16 protein-coding genes are annotated in these 17,319 nt (G+C 70.0%); 6 read left to right on the forward strand and 10 right to left on the reverse strand.

All coding sequences use genetic code 11. From position 1 onward, the window contains the following. Positions 1-290: 290 nt before the first annotated feature. The 7 genes from OG266_RS06405 to OG266_RS06435 form a co-directional block, all read right to left on the reverse strand. Entirely contained in the window at positions 291-1,070 is a 780-nt protein-coding gene (locus OG266_RS06405) for an ABC transporter ATP-binding protein (protein WP_371543705.1), read from the reverse strand. Continuing rightward, a complete protein-coding gene (locus OG266_RS06410) occupies positions 1,063-1,992 on the reverse strand; it encodes an ABC transporter permease (protein ID WP_266472911.1) in 930 nt (309 codons plus the stop codon). Before OG266_RS06410 ends, OG266_RS06405 begins: the two co-directional genes overlap by 8 nt. Before the next feature lie 100 nt (positions 1,993-2,092). Beyond that, on the reverse strand, positions 2,093-3,001 hold the full coding sequence (locus OG266_RS06415) for a glycosyltransferase family 2 protein (RefSeq protein WP_371552665.1): 909 nt from the start codon (positions 2,999-3,001) through the stop codon (positions 2,093-2,095). Between the two features lie 8 nt (positions 3,002-3,009). Beyond that, the gene (locus OG266_RS06420; RefSeq protein WP_371543707.1) at positions 3,010-3,792 is read right to left on the reverse strand and encodes a CDP-alcohol phosphatidyltransferase family protein; all 783 of its coding nucleotides are present in this window, start codon (positions 3,790-3,792) and stop codon (positions 3,010-3,012) included. Next, entirely contained in the window at positions 3,770-4,831 is a 1,062-nt protein-coding gene (locus tag OG266_RS06425; RefSeq protein WP_266472913.1) for an iron-containing alcohol dehydrogenase family protein, read from the reverse strand. Before OG266_RS06425 ends, OG266_RS06420 begins: the two co-directional genes overlap by 23 nt. Continuing rightward, entirely contained in the window at positions 4,819-5,571 is a 753-nt protein-coding gene (locus OG266_RS06430; RefSeq protein WP_371543709.1) for a sugar phosphate nucleotidyltransferase, read from the reverse strand. The genes OG266_RS06425 and OG266_RS06430 overlap by 13 nt, the downstream gene beginning before the upstream one ends. Next, entirely contained in the window at positions 5,568-7,364 is a 1,797-nt protein-coding gene (locus OG266_RS06435; protein ID WP_371552667.1) for a DUF5941 domain-containing protein, read from the reverse strand. Before OG266_RS06435 ends, OG266_RS06430 begins: the two co-directional genes overlap by 4 nt. A 317-nt stretch (positions 7,365-7,681) precedes the next feature. On the opposite strand from OG266_RS06435, the gene galE reads away from it, so the two are divergent. The 3 genes from galE to idi all read left to right on the forward strand — a co-directional run bounded on the left by galE (position 7,682) and on the right by idi (position 10,642). Next, positions 7,682-8,662, forward strand: a complete 981-nt coding sequence (gene galE / locus OG266_RS06440) for a UDP-glucose 4-epimerase GalE (protein WP_371543711.1) — start codon at positions 7,682-7,684, stop codon at positions 8,660-8,662. Between the two features lie 134 nt (positions 8,663-8,796). Continuing rightward, positions 8,797-9,735 (forward strand): cation diffusion facilitator family transporter, encoded by a 939-nt coding sequence (locus OG266_RS06445; protein ID WP_371543713.1) that lies wholly within the window; start codon positions 8,797-8,799, stop codon positions 9,733-9,735. A 313-nt stretch (positions 9,736-10,048) separates the two neighbouring features. Next, complete coding sequence (gene idi, locus OG266_RS06450; protein WP_326719358.1) at positions 10,049-10,642, forward strand: isopentenyl-diphosphate Delta-isomerase; 594 nt, start codon at positions 10,049-10,051, stop codon at positions 10,640-10,642. A 15-nt stretch (positions 10,643-10,657) separates the two neighbouring features. Here the strand turns inward: idi and OG266_RS06455 are convergent, their stop codons facing one another. Beyond that, positions 10,658-11,164, reverse strand: coding sequence for an ATP-binding protein (locus OG266_RS06455; protein WP_371552669.1), 507 nt, complete (start codon positions 11,162-11,164; stop codon positions 10,658-10,660). Between the two features lie 260 nt (positions 11,165-11,424). Between OG266_RS06455 and OG266_RS06460 the strand changes: the two genes are divergently transcribed. Further along, on the forward strand, positions 11,425-12,180 hold the full coding sequence (locus tag OG266_RS06460; protein ID WP_371543715.1) for an enoyl-CoA hydratase/isomerase family protein: 756 nt from the start codon (positions 11,425-11,427) through the stop codon (positions 12,178-12,180). Here OG266_RS06460 and OG266_RS06465 read toward each other — a convergent pair. Both OG266_RS06465 and OG266_RS06470 read right to left on the reverse strand, forming a co-directional pair. Next, positions 12,167-12,802 (reverse strand): DJ-1/PfpI family protein, encoded by a 636-nt coding sequence (locus tag OG266_RS06465; protein ID WP_371543717.1) that lies wholly within the window; start codon positions 12,800-12,802, stop codon positions 12,167-12,169. The two genes, OG266_RS06460 and OG266_RS06465, sit on opposite strands and share 14 nt — an antisense overlap. A 10-nt stretch (positions 12,803-12,812) precedes the next feature. Then, on the reverse strand, positions 12,813-13,766 hold the full coding sequence (locus tag OG266_RS06470; RefSeq protein ID WP_371543719.1) for a GlxA family transcriptional regulator: 954 nt from the start codon (positions 13,764-13,766) through the stop codon (positions 12,813-12,815). 124 nt (positions 13,767-13,890) lie between these two features. Between OG266_RS06470 and OG266_RS06475 the strand changes: the two genes are divergently transcribed. Next, on the forward strand, positions 13,891-14,757 hold the full coding sequence (locus OG266_RS06475) for a hypothetical protein (RefSeq protein ID WP_371543721.1): 867 nt from the start codon (positions 13,891-13,893) through the stop codon (positions 14,755-14,757). Positions 14,758-14,878: 121 nt separating this feature from the next. After that, positions 14,879-17,257 (forward strand): Tex family protein, encoded by a 2,379-nt coding sequence (locus OG266_RS06480; RefSeq protein WP_371543723.1) that lies wholly within the window; start codon positions 14,879-14,881, stop codon positions 17,255-17,257. Positions 17,258-17,319 lie beyond the last annotated feature (62 nt).

The raw sequence follows: 17,319 nt of genomic DNA on the forward strand, positions 1-17,319 counted from the left end.
TCACATCTCCCGTTCTACACTGCTGACCCAATAGTGCCCATTTCGGACACGCCGCCCGGACGTCCGCGCGGCGCTGCCGTGCCGGGTGCGCGCATTATCGCCCTACTTGCCGCGAATCAGCACCGGTACAGCTTACGTTGTACAACGCGGCACAGTCCGTCGGGGTGTCCTGCACATCACAACAACACACCGATTGGCGTCAAGATTCCTAAGGCCGCCAGGAGTTGGCGTTTCCTTTGCAGACGCAGGGCCCCGCCGAAGAGTTCCGGCGGGGCCCTGGGCGAAACGGGCTACTTGCCCGTGAACTTCTCGTACTCCTTGAGGACCTCTTCGGTCGGGCCGTCCATCCGCAGCTCACCGCGCTCCAGCCAGAGCACGCGGTCGCAGGTGTCGCGGATCGACTTGTTGTTGTGGCTGACCAGAAAAACCGTGCCGGCGCTCTTGCGCAGCTCGCGGATGCGCTCCTCGGAGCGCTTCTGGAACTTGCGGTCGCCGGTGGCGAGGGCCTCGTCGATCATCAGGACGTCATGGTCCTTGGCGGCCGCGATGGAGAAGCGCAGGCGGGCCGCCATGCCGGACGAGTAGGTGCGCATGGGGAGGGTGATGAAGTCACCCTTCTCGTTGATGCCCGAGAAGTCGACGATCTCCTCGTACCGCTCCTTGATCTGCTCGCGGGTCATGCCCATCGCGAGCCCGCCCAGAATGACGTTCCGCTCGCCCGTCAGATCGTTCATGAGAGCGGCGTTGACGCCGAGCAGGGAGGGCTGGCCGTCTGTGTAGACCCTGCCCTTCTCCGCGGGCAGCAGCCCGGCGATGGCGCGCAGGAGGGTCGACTTGCCGGAGCCGTTCGAGCCGATCAGGCCGACGGCCTCGCCCCGGTAGGCGGTGAAGGAGACGCCCCGGACGGCGTGCACCTTGCGTACGCCGCGCTCCTCGCCGCGCCTGAGGATGCGGCTGAGGGCGGAGGTGGCACTGCCCTTGCCCGTCTTGGCGCCGTTCACGCGGTAGACGATGTGCAGCTCGTCCGCGATGACGGTGGGGATGTGGGAGTCCTTGCTCGGCTCAGCCACGGCCGTACCTCTCTTCCGCCTTCCAGAAGTAGACGAACCCGCCGAGCGCGACGAGTACGGCCCAGCCGCCCGCGACCGCCCAGACGTGCGGGGGCAGGTTCTCGGAGCCGTAGGAGTCGATGAGGGCGAAGCGCATCAGGTCCATGTAGATCGCGGCCGGGTTCCACTGCAGGACGTCGGCGATCCACTGCGGCTTGTCGGCGAGCATCACAGGGATGGAGTACATGACACCGGACGCGTACATCCACGTACGCATCACGAACGGCATGAGCTGCGCCAGGTCCGGGGTCTTGGAACCCAGCCGCGCCATGATCAGCGCGAGGCCGATGTTGAAGAGGAACTGCAGCGCGAGGACCGGGAAGATCAGCAGCCACGACGGGCTCGGGTAGCTGCCGAAGCCGATCGCCACGGCGAACAGCACGATCATCGAGAACAGCAGCTGCTGGAGCTGTTGCAGCGAGAACGAGATGGGCAGCGCCGCGCGCGGGAAGTGCAGCGCCCGGACAAGCCCGAGGTTCCCGGAGATCGCCCGGACTCCCGACATCACCGAGCTCTGGGTGAAGGTGAAGGTGAAGACACCCGTCACCAGGAACGGGATGTACACGTCGATCGACATGCCGCGGTCGGCCTGCAGGATCAACCCGAAGATCAGGAAGTACACGAACGCGTTGAGCAGCGGCGTCACGACCTGCCACAGCTGGCCGAGCTTGGCCTGGCTGTACTGCGCGGTCAGTCGCGCCTGCGAGAAGGCGAGGATGAAGTGCCGTCTGCCCCACAGCTGACGCACGTATTCGGCGAGCCCGGGACGGGCACCGCTGACCGCGAGCCCGTACTTGGCGGCCACCTCGGCCGCGGAGAGCCCGTCATCGGGCGACGGTCGTTCGCTCACCGCGACTCCGCCGTCATGCGTTGTCTCACTCACAAGTGGAAACTTTCGTCTTCAAGATGCGCACAGCCTGGTCGGGCATAGGCATGAGCCAGGGACCGGGGTACGGCCACGAATGCTCTCAGAAATGAGCTTGTCAGATGACAGGAGGTCGGCCCAGTCGGGTCAGCCGCCACACCGTACGCCACTTCATGGGACGCCTGGGGCCGCATGGACTGGTCCAGCCTTCCCGGAAGCCGCCGAACCAGGCCCTCAGGGCGGGCCTCGATGGACGGCGGGCCAGCGTCAGGAGCATCCAGACGCCCAGGTAGACCGGGACGAGGGGGGCCGGGAGGTTGCGGCGCGCGAGCCAGACGCGGTTGCGGGCCACCATGCGGTGGTAGACCGCGTGCCGGGAGGGCGCGGTCGTGGGGTGGTTCAGCACCATGTCGGACCGGTAGTCGATCATCCAGCCCGCGTCGAGGGCACGCCATGCCAGGTCGGTTTCCTCGTGTGCGTAGAAGAATTCGTCCGGGAGGGCTCCGACCTCGGCGAAGACCTTCGTACGTACGGCGTTGGCGCCGCCGAGGAAGGTGGTGACCCGGGAGTTGCGCATCGGGTCGGAGGCCCGCAGCCGCGGGACGTGGCGGCGCTGGGTCTCGCCCGTCTCCGGGTCGGCGATGCGGAAGCTGATGATGCCGAGCCTCGGGTCGGCCGTGAAGGCCTCACGGCACAGCTCGGCGGTGTCGTGGCGGGCGAGGAGGCCGTCGTCGTCCAGGAAGAGGAGGACGTCCACGTCGCTGCCGCCGGGGCCGAAGGCCTCTATGCCGATGTTGCGGCCGCCGGGGATGCCGAGGTTCTCGGGCAGTTCGACCGTGCGTATGCCCTCGGGGACGTCGGGCACCGGCGAGCCGTTGCCGACCACGACCACCTGGACCGCGTCGCCGTCCTGCTTGGCGACCGAGTCCAGTAGGGCTCGGAGTTCCTCGGGGCGGTTGCCCATGGTGATGATGACCGCGCCCACCTTCGCGCCCGGACCCGCGTTCGTCACCGCACCCGCCTCCATCGCCGCGCTCACTTCAGCCTGCTCGAGGCGAGGATGGACACGAGGTGCAGCAGGGTCTGCAGGATCGCGATGCTGGCCAGGACCGCGATGCCGAGGCGGGTCCAGAAGAGGTCGCCGCCGATCAGGTCGAGGACCGCGACGAAGAGTACGAAGAGGCTGGCTTCGACGCCGCCCACCAGCCGGTGGAACTTCAGGGCCGCGGCCGCCCGGCGGGCCAGGGCGAGCCCCGAGGAGCGCGGCGTGGACGCCTCGTCCTTGACGGCGGGCAGACCGCTGCGGGCCCGCGCCACGTCGACCAGGTCGGTCTCGGCCTTGATCAGGATCGCGCCGAGCGCGGCCAGGGTGCCCACGAAGGCCCACAGCCACTCGGGGCCCTCTGAGCCGTCCCACAGGTCCGCGCCCCGCAGACCGAAGCCCACGAGGAGGGCCGCCTCGGACAGGTAGTGGCCTATGCGGTCGAGGTAGACGCCGGTGATCGAGGTCTGCTTGCGCCAGCGGGCTATCTCGCCGTCGACGCAGTCGAGCAGCAGATAGAGCTGGATCAGGATCGCGCCGAGCAGCGCGCCGGTCAGGCCAGGTATGAGGAGTGCCGCACCGGCCAGGACGCCTGCGACGACCATCAGGTAGGTGAGCTGGTTGGGCGTGATCCTGGAGTTGACCAGGAACGGGTCCACCCGCAGCGAGATCTCTCGCATGTACAGGCGTCCCGCCCAGTGCTCACCACTGCGCCGGTCCTTCACCCCTTCGGGGTGAACGACGGGGCGGAGTTCAGCTACTGATGGCCTTGGCATAGTCGGCGTAGATGTCCTTGATCTGGTGGGTTTTCAGGTCTAGGTGTTCGAGGATCGTGTAGCGGCCGGGCCTGGTCTGCGGAGCGAACTCCACGACCTGGCAGAACTCGTCGACGGTGAAGCCGATCTCCTCCGGTGTCACCGGCAGTCCGTGCCGGTGGAGCACCTCGGCCATGTACACCGACTCCTCGTGCGCCCCGCGCAGGTACATCGCGAAGGCCGCGCCCAGGCCGCACTGCTCGCCGTGGCTCGCCGCGCGCTTGGGGAAGAGGAGGTCGAAGGCGTGGTTGATCTCGTGGCAGGCGCCGGAGGAGGGGCGTGAGTCGCCCGACACCGACATGGCCACCCCGCTGAGGACGAGGGCCTCGGCGAGCACCTGGAGGAAGGCGTTGTCGCCGATGCCGCCGGGGTGTCGCAGGACGGCCTCACCGGCCTGGCGCGCCATCGCGGCGGCGAGGCCGTCGATCCGCTCGCCGTTGACACGATTCGCCAGTTCCCAGTCCGCGATCGCGGAGATGTTGGAGACGGCGTCGCCGATTCCGGCGCGCACGAAACGCGCGGGGGCCTCACGGATCACATCGAGGTCGATGACGACCGCGATGGGGTTCGGCACACCGTACGAGCCGCGGCCCGCGTCGTTGTCGAGCGTCGCGACCGGCGAGCACAGGCCGTCGTGCGCCAGGTTCGTGGGCACCGCGACCAGCGGGAGACCGACGCGCGCCGCGGCGAACTTCGCACAGTCGATGATCTTGCCGCCGCCCAGGCCCACGACCGCGTCGTAGTGCCCGGCCTTCATGGCGCCGGCCAGCTCGATCGCGTCGTCGAGGGTGCCGCCGCCGACCTCGTACCAGGTGGCGCCGGGCAGTGCCGGGGCGATCCGGTCGCGCAGCTTGGCGCCGGAGCCGCCGCTCACCGCGACGGCCAGCTTCCCCGAGTGCGAGATCCGCTCGTCGGAGAGCACCCCCGCCAGGTCGTCCAGGGCACCCGGACGGATGTCGACGACGACCGGCGAGGGGATGAGCCTCGTCAGTACTGGCACGCGATCTCACGTCCCTTGGCAAGGTCTTCGTGGTTGTCGATCTCGACCCACGGGATCTCGCCGATCGGCGCGACGTCGATCTGGAAGCCGCGGTCGACGAGCTCCTGGTAGCCGTGCTCGTAGAACTGCTGCGGGTCGGTCTCCCACACCGTCTTCAGCGCGTCGGCCAGCTCGTCGGCGGCCGCGCCCTCGATGAGGGTGACACCGATGTACTCGCCGGTGGCCTCGGCGGGCTCCATGAGCTTGGTGATCTTCCGGACGCCCTTCTCGGGGTCCACGACGACCTTCATCTCCTCGTCGGCGAGCTTCTTCACCGTGTCGAGGGCGAGGATGATCTTCTTGCCGTCGCCGCGGGCGGCCAGCAGCGTCTTCTCGACGGAGACCGGGTGCACGGTGTCGCCGTTGGCGAGGATCACACCGTCCCTGAGGGCGTCACGTCCACACCACAGGGAGTAGGCGTTGTTCCACTCCTCGGCCTTGTCGTTGTCGATGAGGGTGAGCTTGAGGCCGTACTTCTCCTCGAGGGCCGCCTGGCGCTCGTACACGGCTTCCTTGCGGTAGCCGACGATGATGCCGACCTCGGTCAGACCGATCTCCGCGAAGTTGCCGAGGGTCAGGTCCAGAACCGTGATGCTGTCCTCCGCACCCGCGGGGCCCACCGGCACCAGAGCCTTGGGAAGGCTGTCGGTGTAGGGGCGCAGACGCCGGCCGGCGCCGGCCGCCAGCACGAGGCCGATCATGCGGGTTCTCCTTCATCGTGTACGGCGGGCGCCCCGGAGGACACCCAGAAGCGGATGCTCTCGACGAGCACCAGCAGTGCCACGGCCACGGCGAGAACCGTGAGCGCGACCTTGAACTGCGCGGCGGTGAGCAGCGCGGCCAGCACGACGACCAGCAGCGTCCTGCCTTCGTGCCCGCCGATCGCCCGCACCAGCCAGTGCGGCGGCGCGCCGGCGTTGCCGCGAATGCGGTACACCGTGTCGTAGTGATGGTAGGCGACAGCGGCCACCAGGCCGAAAGCTGCGGGAAGTGCTCCGTTCACCTCCGCTTCAGCTGCGAGGACGAGAACGGTGCCGTATTCGGCCGCGCGGTAGATCGGCGGAACGAGCCAGTCCAGGGGGCCCTTGAGCGGCCTCGCAAGGGCCACGGGCGACAGCAGTACGTAGATCACGGCGCCCAGAACGGGCCACCAGCTGCCGTACGGGGCGAGCGCGGCGCCGAGCACGACGAGGGCTCCGGCGACGAAGGCGACGTACGCCGGACCGAGGCTTGCGACCCCGCGGGTGAAGCGGGTCAGCAGCTCGGCGAGCGGCCCCGAGTCCGTGAGGTCGGCGAGGGCCTTGGCCGCGCGGTCCGTGCGTTGGGCCTTACGGGTGAGCGAGCGCAGTACGCGGCCCGCCGTGGTGTACGTCGCCGCGAAGGCGCAGCCGATGAGCAGCGCGTACAGGGTGATGCGCGGTGTCGTCAGCGCGGTGAGTACGGCGATCATCGCCCAGCGTTCACCGATGGGCAGCACGATCATGCGGCGCACCCAGACCGTCCAGCCGACGCTGTCGAGCTTGTCCGAGAGAGCGGCGGTGGGGCTGGTGTTGGCGGTGGCGTCGTGGTTCGCCTCGTTGAAGGAGAAGTCGACGACGTGGCGGCAGGTCTGCAGGATCATCGCGCCGAGGGCGAGTGCCCATACGTCGTCGCCGCCGCGGGCCGCTCCGAGGGCGAGGCCCGCGTAGTAGGCGTACTCCTTGGCTCGGTCGAAGGTCGCGTCGAGCCAGGCGCCGAGCGTGGAGTACTGGAGGGAGTAGCGGGCGATCTGGCCGTCCACGCAGTCCAGGACGAAGGAGAAGAGGAGCAGCAGGCCGGCGGCGACGAAGCCGGCGCGGGTGCCGGTGGCGGCGCAGCCCGCGGCTATCAGGGCGGTGAGGAGTGAGGCGGTCGTCACCTGGTTCGGGGTGAGGCCTCGGCGGGCGCACCAGCGGGCTATGTAGCGCGAGTACGGGCTGATGAAGTGGGTGGTGAAGAAGCCGTCGCGGGCCTTCACGGCGCTGCGCAGACGTACGGCCTCGTCGTCCACGGCGGAGACGGCCTGCCGGATCTCGTTGCGCTGCTGCGGGTCGGCCGGGACGGCTGCGACGAGCGTGCCGAGCTCGGGGCGGTGCACGTCCACGCCGTCCGCGTCGAGGGCCGTGACGATGCGGTCGGCGACGTTCTCCGTGGCTATGGCGACGCCGCCCGCGGCGGAGCTCTCGTGGGCCATCGCCCTGCTCAGCGCACGGCGTGCGGCGGGCTGCACCGAGACGGCGCCGGGCACCGCGGCGACGGGGAACCGGGGGTCCGTGAGGCCGAGGCGCAGCGCGTGCACGTGTCCCACGAAGCGGGCGTCGACGACGGCGACCCGCTGGTCGGCCGGCACGGCGGCCAGAAGTGTCCCGGTGTCACCCGCGTCGGAGGCGAGCCGCACGTCGAAGCCGAGCGAACGCAGATCGCCCTCGATCGACGATCCGGGAACCGGCTGGCCGGTGAGGATGGCGGTCGACAGCGAACTCACTCCCTGGGTGGCCGGCACGGCCTGCCGCACCGGGGCTGTAGGTGATGGGGCACCCGGCGGCCTGGACCGGGCGACATGTCGGCAGAGGCTATCGGATGAATGGAAGCGGGCGTTCACCACCCGTTCACGGCCCGATCAACCAGATCTGCCTAGCCGCCTCCGCCGCGATCATCATCAGGGATCCAAGGGCCGCGCCACAAACCGTGCCGCCATTTCTTACCAATTACGACATCAGGGGCGGGCCCTCACGCCCCGGCCGCACCGGCGCCGAGCTGCCGGAACAGCGGACCGGCATAGGGTTGGCGCCCATGACATGGCTGATCACAGGCGGGGCCGGATACATCGGCGCACACGTGGCGCGGGCAATGGCCGGGGCCGGGGAGCGCGTCGTCGCCCTCGACGACCTCTCGGCGGGCGTTCCGGGCCGGCTCCCGGAAAGCGTCCCGCTGGTGCGGGGCTCGTCGCTGGACGGGGACCTGGTGAGGAAGGTCATCGCCGAGTACGACGTGACGGGTGTGGTGCATCTCGCCGCGCGCAAGCAGGTCGGCGAGTCCGTGGACCGGCCGGCGTACTACTACCAGGAGAACGTGGGCGGTCTCGCGACACTCCTGGAGGCGGTCGCCGAGGCGGGCGTCAAGCGCTTCCTCTTCTCCTCCTCGGCGGCCGTCTACGGCAACCCGGATGTGGACCTCATCACGGAGGACACCCCCTGCGCCCCGATGAGCCCGTACGGCGAGACGAAGCTCACCGGGGAGTGGCTGGTGCGGGCGGCGGGCCGGGCGCACGGCATCGCGACGGTGTGCCTGCGCTACTTCAACGTGGCGGGCGCGGCCGCACCCGAGCTGGCGGACACCGGCGTGTTCAACGTCATCCCGATGGTCTTCGACCGCCTCACCCGCGGCGAGGCCCCCCGGATCTTCGGTGCCGACTATCCGACACCGGACGGCACCTGCGTACGCGACTACATCCATGTCGCCGATCTCGCCGAGGCCCATCTGACGGCGGCCCGGCGGCTCACCGAAGGGGCGACGGGCGACCTGACGGTCAACATCGGTCGCGGGGAGGGTGTTTCGGTCCGCGAACTCATCACGGTCATCGCGGAGGTGAGCGGCGACAGCACACCCGCGGTCGTCGGGCCGCGCCGTCCCGGTGACGCGCCGCGCGCGGTCGCCTCGGCCGAGCTTGCCGCGCGGGAGCTGGGCTGGAGCGCGCGGCGCGGGGTACGCGAAATGGTCGAGTCGGCATGGCAGGGGTGGCAGCTGCACCACTCCAGGACACCAGCCGTGTGATCTTGTGGGTGCTCTGACCTGCGAATCGTTTCCGCAGGTCAGAGCATATGACAACGGTGTTCAGTGCCGCGTTGCCCGATACCCCCCGCCCGTAGTTCACTGTGATTCCGGGCAGAGCGAAGGAGGCGGCTTCCATGGGGGCTGGGCACGATCACGGGCATGCGCACGGTGCTCCCACCACGGGTACGGCGGCAGCGGCGTACCGCGGGAGGCTGCGCATCGCGCTGTCGATCACGCTCACCGTCATGGTGGTCGAGATCGTGGGCGGCGTCCTCGCCGATTCGCTCGCGCTCATCGCGGACGCGGCCCATATGGCGACGGACGCGCTGGGCCTCGGCATGGCACTGCTCGCGATCCACTTCGCCAACCTCCCGCCCAGCGAGAACCGCACCTTCGGGTACGCGCGGGCCGAGATCCTCGCCGCCCTCGCCAACTGCCTGCTGCTGCTCGGCGTCGGCGGCTACGTCCTGTACGAGGCGATCCAGCGCTTCATGACGCCCGCCGACACCCACGGCGGTCTGACCGTTGTGTTCGCTCTGATCGGCCTGGTCGCGAACATGATCTCGCTCACGCTGCTGATGCGCGGGCAGAAGGACAGCCTGAACGTGCGGGGCGCGTTCCTGGAAGTGGTGGCCGACGCGCTGGGTTCGGTGGCGGTGCTGATCGCCGCGGTGGTCATCCTGACCTCGGGCTGGCAGGCCGCCGACCCGATCGCCTCGATCGTCATCAGCCTCATGATCGTCCCGCGCACCTGGAAGCTGCTCCAGGAGACGCTCAACGTGCTCCTGGAGGCGGCTCCCAAGGGCGTCGACATGGCGGAGGTGCGCGCGCACATACTGGCGCTGCCCGGCGTCGAGGACATCCACGACCTGCACGCCTGGACCATCACCTCCGGTATGCCGGTCCTCTCCGTGCACGTGGTCGTCAGCTCGGACGTCCTGAACGCCATCGGTCACGAGAAGATGCTCCACGAACTCCAGGTCTGCCTCGGCGACCACTTCGACGTCGAGCACTGCACGTTCCAGCTGGAGCCGAGCGGACACGCGGAGCACGAGGCGAAGCTCTGTCACTGACCCGGCCCCGCGGACCCGGAGGGGACGGACCGGCCGCTGTACGCCCAGTACGGCAGTCCGCCCGCTTCGGAGTACGGCATCCGGCCCGGATTTCGCCTGCCGCCCGAACACCCGATGGCCCCTGTCCCGGACGGTTCCTCGTCCGTGGCACCGGGCACGAACAGGTATCCGGCGCTTTCGGTGCGTGACGTACGCCGCCCCGCGCGTCCCGGTCCGAGCTCCCGGAGCGGGACATGCGGGGAGCAGCGAAGTGCCGGGAGTGCCGGTTTCGTACGGCAGACTTGGGGCTCGAAGACCGATGCGAAGGATGGGTATGCCGATCACACCTGCCACCGCGACGCACAGTTCGTCGAACGGCACCGTTGAAGCGATCTTGCTGGAACTGGTCGACGAGGACGGCAACACGATCGGTACGGCGGAGAAGCTCGCCGCGCACCAGGCGCCCGGGCAGTTGCACCGAGCGTTCTCGGTGTTCCTCTTCGACGAGCGCGGGCGGATGCTGCTCCAGCAGCGCGCCCTCGGCAAGTACCACTCCCCCGGCGTCTGGTCCAACACCTGCTGCGGCCACCCCTACCCCGGCGAGGCGCCCTTCGCGGCGGCGGCCCGGCGGACGTACGAGGAGCTCGGGGTCTCCCCCTCGCTGCTCGCCGAGGCCGGCACGGTCCGATACAACCACCCGGACCCGGACTCGGGCCTGGTGGAGCAGGAGTACAACCACCTCTTCGTCGGGATGGTGCAGTCGCCACTGCGCCCCGACCCGGAGGAGGTCGAGGCGACCGCGTTCGTGACCGCCGCCGAGCTGGCGGAGCGGCACGCGAAGGAGACCTTCTCGTCGTGGTTCATGACGGTCCTGGACGCGGCCCGTCCGGCGGTCCGGGAGCTGACCGGCCCCTCCGCCGACTGGTGAGAACAGTCCGCTGAGCTAGATCACGCCGGTGGTGAGCGGCAGGGCGGCCCAGATCACCTTGCCGCCGCCCGAGGTGTGCTCGACGTCGCACACTCCGCCCGATTCCCTGGTGACCTCCCGCACGAGCAGCAGGCCCCGGCCACCGGTCTGCCCGTGGTCCGCTTCAAGGGCGGTCGGGCGGTAGGGGTGGTTGTCCTCCACGGAGACCCGCACCCACTCGGCGCCTACGGCGACCTCCACGGCCAGCACCGGTGAGAGGAGCGCCGCGTGCCGGACCGCGTTGGTGACGAGTTCGGAAACGATCAGAAGGAGACCCTGGACGAGCTCGTCCGAGACGGGCACTCCTTGGCGGACCAGCAGGTCCCGCACGGCGTGCCGCGCCTGCGGTACCGAGGCGTCGACGGCGGGAGCGGTGAACCGCCACACTCCCTCGTACGGCAACGGGCCCGGCGGTCTCCCGTCGGGAGGGATCTCCCCGCCGACTTCAGGGCTCGGGTCGGACCCCCGCCCGAGGTTCTCCATCGTCCGGTCGCCACCCTTGCGCTCGATTGTCACCACCCAATGAGTGTTGGTACTGGGCCCGTCCGCACCGGAGTACTGAACAGAAGTCAGCGACTATCGACAGCTTCTGATCGTCGGCGCATGACACGGTCACTTGTGGGACTGATCCTGTACCGGTTGTGCCGACTTCGGAAACTATTCGGGTTGTACGGGTTTGACGCCGGGCTCGCCCTGTCCGTCCCGTGCGGAGTGGCCACCTCCGTGTGGATAGCATCCGGCACATGGAGCCGCAGCTGCCGCACAGCGTCACGGACGGGGTCGCCACCGTCGTCATCAACCACCCGGCCAAGCGCAATGCCATGACGGCCGGCATGTGGCGGGCGCTACCGCCCTTGCTCGACGAGTTGACCGATGACGCCGATGTACACGCGCTGGTGCTCACCGGTGAGGGCGACACGTTCTGCGCCGGGGCCGACATCTCGACGCTGCGGGGCTCGCCGGACGAGGCACAGGGCCTGGCCGTGCTCGCCGAGGAGGCGCTCGCGGCCTTCCCGAAGCCGACGCTCGCGGCGATCCGCGGGTACTGCGTGGGCGGCGGGTCACAGCTCGCGGCGGCCTGCGACCTGCGGTTCGCGGAGGAGGGGGCGCTGTTCGGGGTGACTCCGGCGAAGCTGGGGATCGTCTATCCGTCCTCCTCCACCCGGCGGTTGGTGTCGCTGGTGGGTCCGGCCACCGCGAAGTACCTGCTGTTCTCGGGCGAGTTGATCGACGCGGAGCGGGCCCTGCGGACCGGCCTGGTCGACGAGGTGCTGCCCGGGGGCGAACTCGACAAGCGCGTCGGGGAGTTCACGCGCGTACTGGCCGGGCGCTCGCTGCTGACACAGGCGGCGGCCAAGGAGTTCGCGAACGGGCGGACGGACCGGGACGCTTACTGGGCGGAGCGGGCGCGGGGCAGCGGCGACACCGCGGAGGGGGTCGCCGCCTTCCTGGAGCGCCGGCCGCCGCGCTTCACGTGGAGTGTGTCTACGTCAGGGTGAAGCGGCTGTTGGCGCGGAACTCCTCGACGAGGTGCGCGGGCGCCTTCTGGGGGGATCCCGCGTCATAGGGCGGCTGGGGGTCGTACTCGGTCAACAGCTGTACGGCCTGGGCGTGTTCGTCGCCCGCGATCCGGCCGAGCAGGGTGAGCCCCATGTCGATGCCGGCCGAGACACCGGCCGCGGTCACGTACTTGCCGTCGAACACGACCCGCTCCCCCGTCGGCTCGGCACCGAACTGCTTGAGGAAGTCGAGCGCCAGCCAGTGCGAGGTGGCGCGGCGGCCCTCGAGGAGCCCGGCGGCGGCCAGGAGCAGCGAGCCCGTGCACACCGATGTCGTCCAGGTGCTCGTGGCGTCGGCGGCCCGCAGCCAGTCCAGGAGGGCCTGGTTCTCCATCTGCGGGGTCTGGCCCGGGCCGCCGGGGACCACGACGATGTCGGGGTGCTCCACCTCGGCCAGGGTCTTGTCCGCGGTGAGTGCCAGCTTGCCTGTGTCGGTGCGGACGGGACCGGTCTGCTCGGCGACGAAGACGACCTCCGCGCCGGGCAGCCGGCCGAGGGTTTCGTACGGTCCCACCGCGTCCAGGGCGGTGAAGCGGTCGAACAGGACGATGGCGATCTGCATGAGGTTCTCCTCAGCGGGTGGATGCCGGGCTGAACCGGCGTCGGTACTCGGCCGGTGCCGAGCCAAGGGTTCTGACGAAGGCGCGGCGCATCGCCTCAGGGGTGCCGTAGCCGCAGGTTCGGGAGATCTCCTCGATGCCGTCGGCGGTGTCCTCCATCAGGCGCCGGGCGTGTTCGAGGCGGACCCGTTCGACGTACCGGCCCGGCGTCATGCCGGTCTCTGCCTGGAAGGCGCGGGCGAAGTGGCGGGGCGAGAGCCGGGCGCGGGTGGCGAGGGACTCGACGCTCAGGTCGGCGTCGGGGTGTTCGGTGATCCACTGCTGGACTTCGCGCAGGGGTTCGCGCTGGGCGGTCTGGGCGGCGAGCTGGGCGCTGAACTGGGCCTGGTTGCCCGGACGCCGCAGGAAGACGACCAGGTAACGCGCCACCATGAGTGCGGCGTCCCGTCCCAGGTCCTCCTCTACGAGGGCGAGGGCCAGGTCGATGCCCGAGGTGACGCCCGCCGAGGTGGAGACCTGGCCGTCGCGTACGTAGATGGGGTCCGGGTCGACGTCGATCGCCGGGTGGTCGCGGGCGAGCTTGTCGCAGTACGCCCAGTGGGTGGTGGCGCGGCGGCCGTCCAGGAGCCCCGCCGCGGCGAGCGGGATGGCTCCGGTGCAGACGGAGACCAGCCGCTCGGCGCGCGGCCCGTGCTCGCGCAGCCAGTCGGTCAGGCGGGGGTCGAGGTGCCGGGTGCCCGCGCCGCCGGGGACGAGCAGGGTGTGCGGGGCGGGTGCGTCGGCGAGCGCGTGGTCCGGGACGAGGGTGAGGCCGCTGGAGGTGCGCACCGGGGCGCCGTCCAGGGAGGCGGTGAGGATGCGGTACGACCCGGCGCGGCCGGCCTCGGCGCCCGCGAAGACCTCCACGGGGCCCGTGACGTCGAGGCTCTGCACGTCGTCGAAGAGGACGACCAGGACGGTTCGCATGTCCTCGATTGTTGGCGGGCATGGAGGTGTCCGCAATGACGAGTACCCCTCCTTTCCTGCCATGTCCGTGCCCTTGGGTCCCCCGGGATTCCCTCCGTACCAACCAGTCGGTAACGTGCGGGTCATGACGACACCTCTGCCGGAGCGCGCCGGGCGGCGCTGCCACAACGTCCTCAATTCGATTGCGGCGACGCTGTACTTCTCACCCGACCTGGGCCGGGAACTGGCCGATATCGGGATCGAGGACAGCAACGGCGCGTACTTCGCGACGCGGGCGGCGGCCATGGGCGCGGTGGGCCCGGGCACGGTGACGGCGACGTTCTACAACTTCCGCCACGAGCTGATCGCGGAGCACGTACCCGCGGTGTGGCAGGTGGCCTCCCCGGAGACCGTGCTCGCGGCACGCACGCGTGCCGTCGACGCGACGCTGCGGCGGCTGCTCGGCGAGGACGTCATCGCCTCCAAGGAGCTGGCCGAGGCGGCGGACCTCGCGCTGCGGGCGGCCGAGGCCTGCGGCAGGTCCGCGCGCCCCCTGTACGCGGCCCACGCGGACCTGCCCGTCCCCGACGCGCCGCACCTCGCGCTCTACCACGCGGCCACCCTGCTGCGTGAGCACCGCGGCGACGGTCACCTCGCGGCGCTGCTCGACGCGGAACTCGACCCGGTCGAGGCCCTGGTGAGCCACACCGCCACCGGCAGGGGCATGACCCCGAAGTGGGCGCTCGGCACGCGCGGCTGGTCGCGCGGGGACTGGGAGGCGGCGGTCGCACGGCTGCGGGAGCGCGGACTGCTCGACGCGGAGGGCGAGTTGACCGACGCCGGCACGGCCCTGCGCAAGGACATCGAGGCACGCACGGACCGCCTGGACCGTGCGCCGTACGAGCATCTCGGCGCCGCGGGCGTGGAACGGCTCACCGAGCTGGCGAAGGAACTGCTGATGACGGCGTTCGCCGCCGGCGCATTCCCGGAGGGCATGATCGGCAAGGGGTGAGCCGCCGGCACCGCTCCGTTTCCGGGGCGGTCCCCGCGTCCCGTGCCGCCCTGATCCACCGTTGTCGGTGTCACCTGCCACAATTGCCGCGCAACCTCAGTGGAGAAGGCGGTACGGGATCGTGACGACACCCCTCGTAGGGTCCATCGAAGGCAGGATCGCCGAGGAACTCGGCGTACGGGAGCGGCAGGTCAAGGCCGCCGTCGACTTGCTCGACGGCGGATCGACGGTGCCCTTCATCGCCCGCTACCGCAAGGAAGCGACCGAGATGCTCGACGATGCGCAGCTGCGCACCCTCGAGGAGCGGCTGCGCTATCTGCGGGAGCTGGAGGAGCGGCGCACCGCGATCCTCGAGTCGGTGCGCGAGCAGGGCAAGCTCACGGAGGAGCTCGAGGCGCAGATCCGGGGCGCCGACACGAAGGCGCGTCTCGAGGACATCTATCTGCCGTTCAAGCCGAAGCGGCGCACGAAGGCGCAGATCGCGCGCGAGGCAGGCCTGGAGCCGCTGGCCGATGGCCTGCTCGGCGATCCCTCGGTCGATCCGCTCGCCGCGGCCGCGGCCTTCGTCGACGCCGACAAGGGCGTCGCCGATCCGCAGGCCGCGCTCGACGGTGCCCGGTCGATCCTCACCGAGCGGTTCTCCGAGGACGCCGACCTGATCGGCGAGCTCCGTGAGCGCATGTGGGTGCGCGGACGGCTCGTCGCCAAGGTGCGGGACGGCAAGGAGGAGGCGGGCGCGAAGTTCTCCGACTATTTCGACTTCGCGGAGCCCTTCAAGGCGCTGCCCTCGCACCGTGTCCTGGCCATGCTGCGCGGCGAGAAGGAGGACGTCCTCGACCTCGTCCTGGAGCCCGAGGAGCTTGCCGAGCAGCCAGGACCGTCCTCGTACGAGGGGATCGTCGCCCACCGTTTCCAGATCGCCGACCGTGGCCGTCCCGGCGACAAGTGGCTCAAGGACACGGTCCGCTGGGCCTGGCGGACCCGCCTTCTGGTGCACCTCGGCATCGACCTGCGCCTGCGGTTGCGTACGGCCGCCGAGGACGAGGCGGTCAACGTGTTCGCGTCGAACCTGCGGGACCTGCTGCTGGCCGCCCCGGCGGGCACGCGCGCGACGCTGGGCCTCGACCCCGGGTTCCGTACGGGCGTGAAGGTCGCCGTGGTCGACGCGACCGGCAAGGTCCTCGCCACGGACGTCATCTACCCACACGTCCCCGCCAACAAGTGGGACGAGGCCGTCGCCAAGCTCGCACGGCTCGCCAAGGAGCACACGGTCGAGCTGATCGCGATCGGCAACGGCACGGCGTCCCGCGAGACGGACAAGCTCGCCGGTGAACTCATCACCAAGCACCCGGAGTTGAACCTCACCAAGGTGATGGTCTCCGAGGCCGGTGCGTCCGTGTACTCGGCGTCCGCGTTCGCCTCCCAGGAGCTGCCCGACATGGACGTGTCGCTGCGCGGCGCCGTGTCCATCGCCCGCCGGCTCCAGGACCCGCTGGCCGAGCTGGTGAAGATCGACCCGAAGTCCATCGGGGTCGGGCAGTACCAGCACGACCTGTCCGAGGTGAAGCTGTCCCGGTCCCTTGACGCGGTGGTCGAGGACTGTGTGAACGGCGTGGGTGTGGACGTGAACACCGCGTCGGCGCCGCTCCTCTCCCGCGTCTCCGGCATCACCTCCGGACTCGCCGAGAACATCGTGTCCCACCGTGACGCGAACGGGCCCTTCCAGTCCCGTACCGCCCTCAAGAACGTGGCCCGGCTCGGACCGAAGGCGTACGAGCAGTGCGCGGGCTTCCTGCGGATCCGCGGCGGGGACGATCCGCTGGACGCGTCCAGCGTGCACCCCGAGGCGTACCCCGTGGTGCGACGCATGGTGAAGACGGCGGGGAACGAAGTCGCTTCCCTGATCGGCAACTCCGGGGTGCTGCGGTCGCTCAAGCCTGTCGACTTCGTGGACGAGAAGTTCGGTCTGCCGACCGTGACGGACATCCTGAAGGAGCTGGAGAAGCCCGGGCGTGACCCCCGGCCCGCCTTCAAGACGGCGACCTTCAAGGACGGCGTCGAAAAGCTGTCCGACCTCGTGTCCGGGATGGTCCTTGAGGGGGTCGTCACGAATGTCGCCGCGTTCGGGGCGTTCGTGGATGTGGGCGTCCACCAGGACGGGCTTGTGCACGTGTCCGCGATGTCCAAGACCTTCGTCAAGGATCCGCGGGATGTGGTGAAGCCCGGGGACATCGTCAAGGTGAAGGTGCTTGAGGTCGATATTCCGCGGAAGCGGATTTCGTTGACGCTGCGGTTGGATGATGAGGCGGTGGCTGCGGAGGCTCAGGGTGAGCGGCCTCAGCGTGGGGGGCGGCCTCCTCAGCAGCGGCAGCAGCAGGCGCGTCAGGGGCAGGGCCGTTCCGGCGGGGGGTCTCGGCAGGCGGCGCCGCCTGCCAACAGTGCGATGGCGGATGCTTTGCGGCGGGCGGGGTTGACGGATCCCAAGCGGGGGCGGGGCTGACGTTTCTGTGGCGCCGGGGCTGGGGTGGAGGGTTTTTCGCCCCCTCCGCCCCTACCCGTCCC

Origin of the sequence: Streptomyces sp. NBC_00554, from assembly GCF_041431135.1 — a bacterium.
Classification (GTDB): Bacteria; Actinomycetota; Actinomycetes; order Streptomycetales; family Streptomycetaceae; genus Streptomyces.

Bases quoted from the DNA above. Each gene is read 5' to 3' on its own strand.
- OG266_RS06415 (WP_371552665.1), bottom strand. From the start codon at position 3,001: ATGGAGGCGGGTGCGGTGACGAACGCGGGTCCGGGCGCGAAGGTGGGC.
- OG266_RS06420 (WP_371543707.1), bottom strand. From the start codon at position 3,792: ATGCCAAGGCCATCAGTAGCTGAACTCCGCCCCGTCGTTCACCCCGAA.
- OG266_RS06430 (WP_371543709.1), bottom strand. From the start codon at position 5,571: ATGATCGGCCTCGTGCTGGCGGCCGGCGCCGGCCGGCGTCTGCGCCCC.
- galE (WP_371543711.1), top strand. From the start codon at position 7,682: ATGACATGGCTGATCACAGGCGGGGCCGGATACATCGGCGCACACGTG.
- OG266_RS06445 (WP_371543713.1), top strand. From the start codon at position 8,797: ATGGGGGCTGGGCACGATCACGGGCATGCGCACGGTGCTCCCACCACG.
- idi (WP_326719358.1), top strand. From the start codon at position 10,049: ATGCCGATCACACCTGCCACCGCGACGCACAGTTCGTCGAACGGCACC.
- OG266_RS06455 (WP_371552669.1), bottom strand. From the start codon at position 11,164: ATGGAGAACCTCGGGCGGGGGTCCGACCCGAGCCCTGAAGTCGGCGGG.
- OG266_RS06460 (WP_371543715.1), top strand. From the start codon at position 11,425: ATGGAGCCGCAGCTGCCGCACAGCGTCACGGACGGGGTCGCCACCGTC.
- OG266_RS06465 (WP_371543717.1), bottom strand. From the start codon at position 12,802: ATGCAGATCGCCATCGTCCTGTTCGACCGCTTCACCGCCCTGGACGCG.
- OG266_RS06470 (WP_371543719.1), bottom strand. From the start codon at position 13,766: ATGCGAACCGTCCTGGTCGTCCTCTTCGACGACGTGCAGAGCCTCGAC.
- OG266_RS06475 (WP_371543721.1), top strand. From the start codon at position 13,891: ATGACGACACCTCTGCCGGAGCGCGCCGGGCGGCGCTGCCACAACGTC.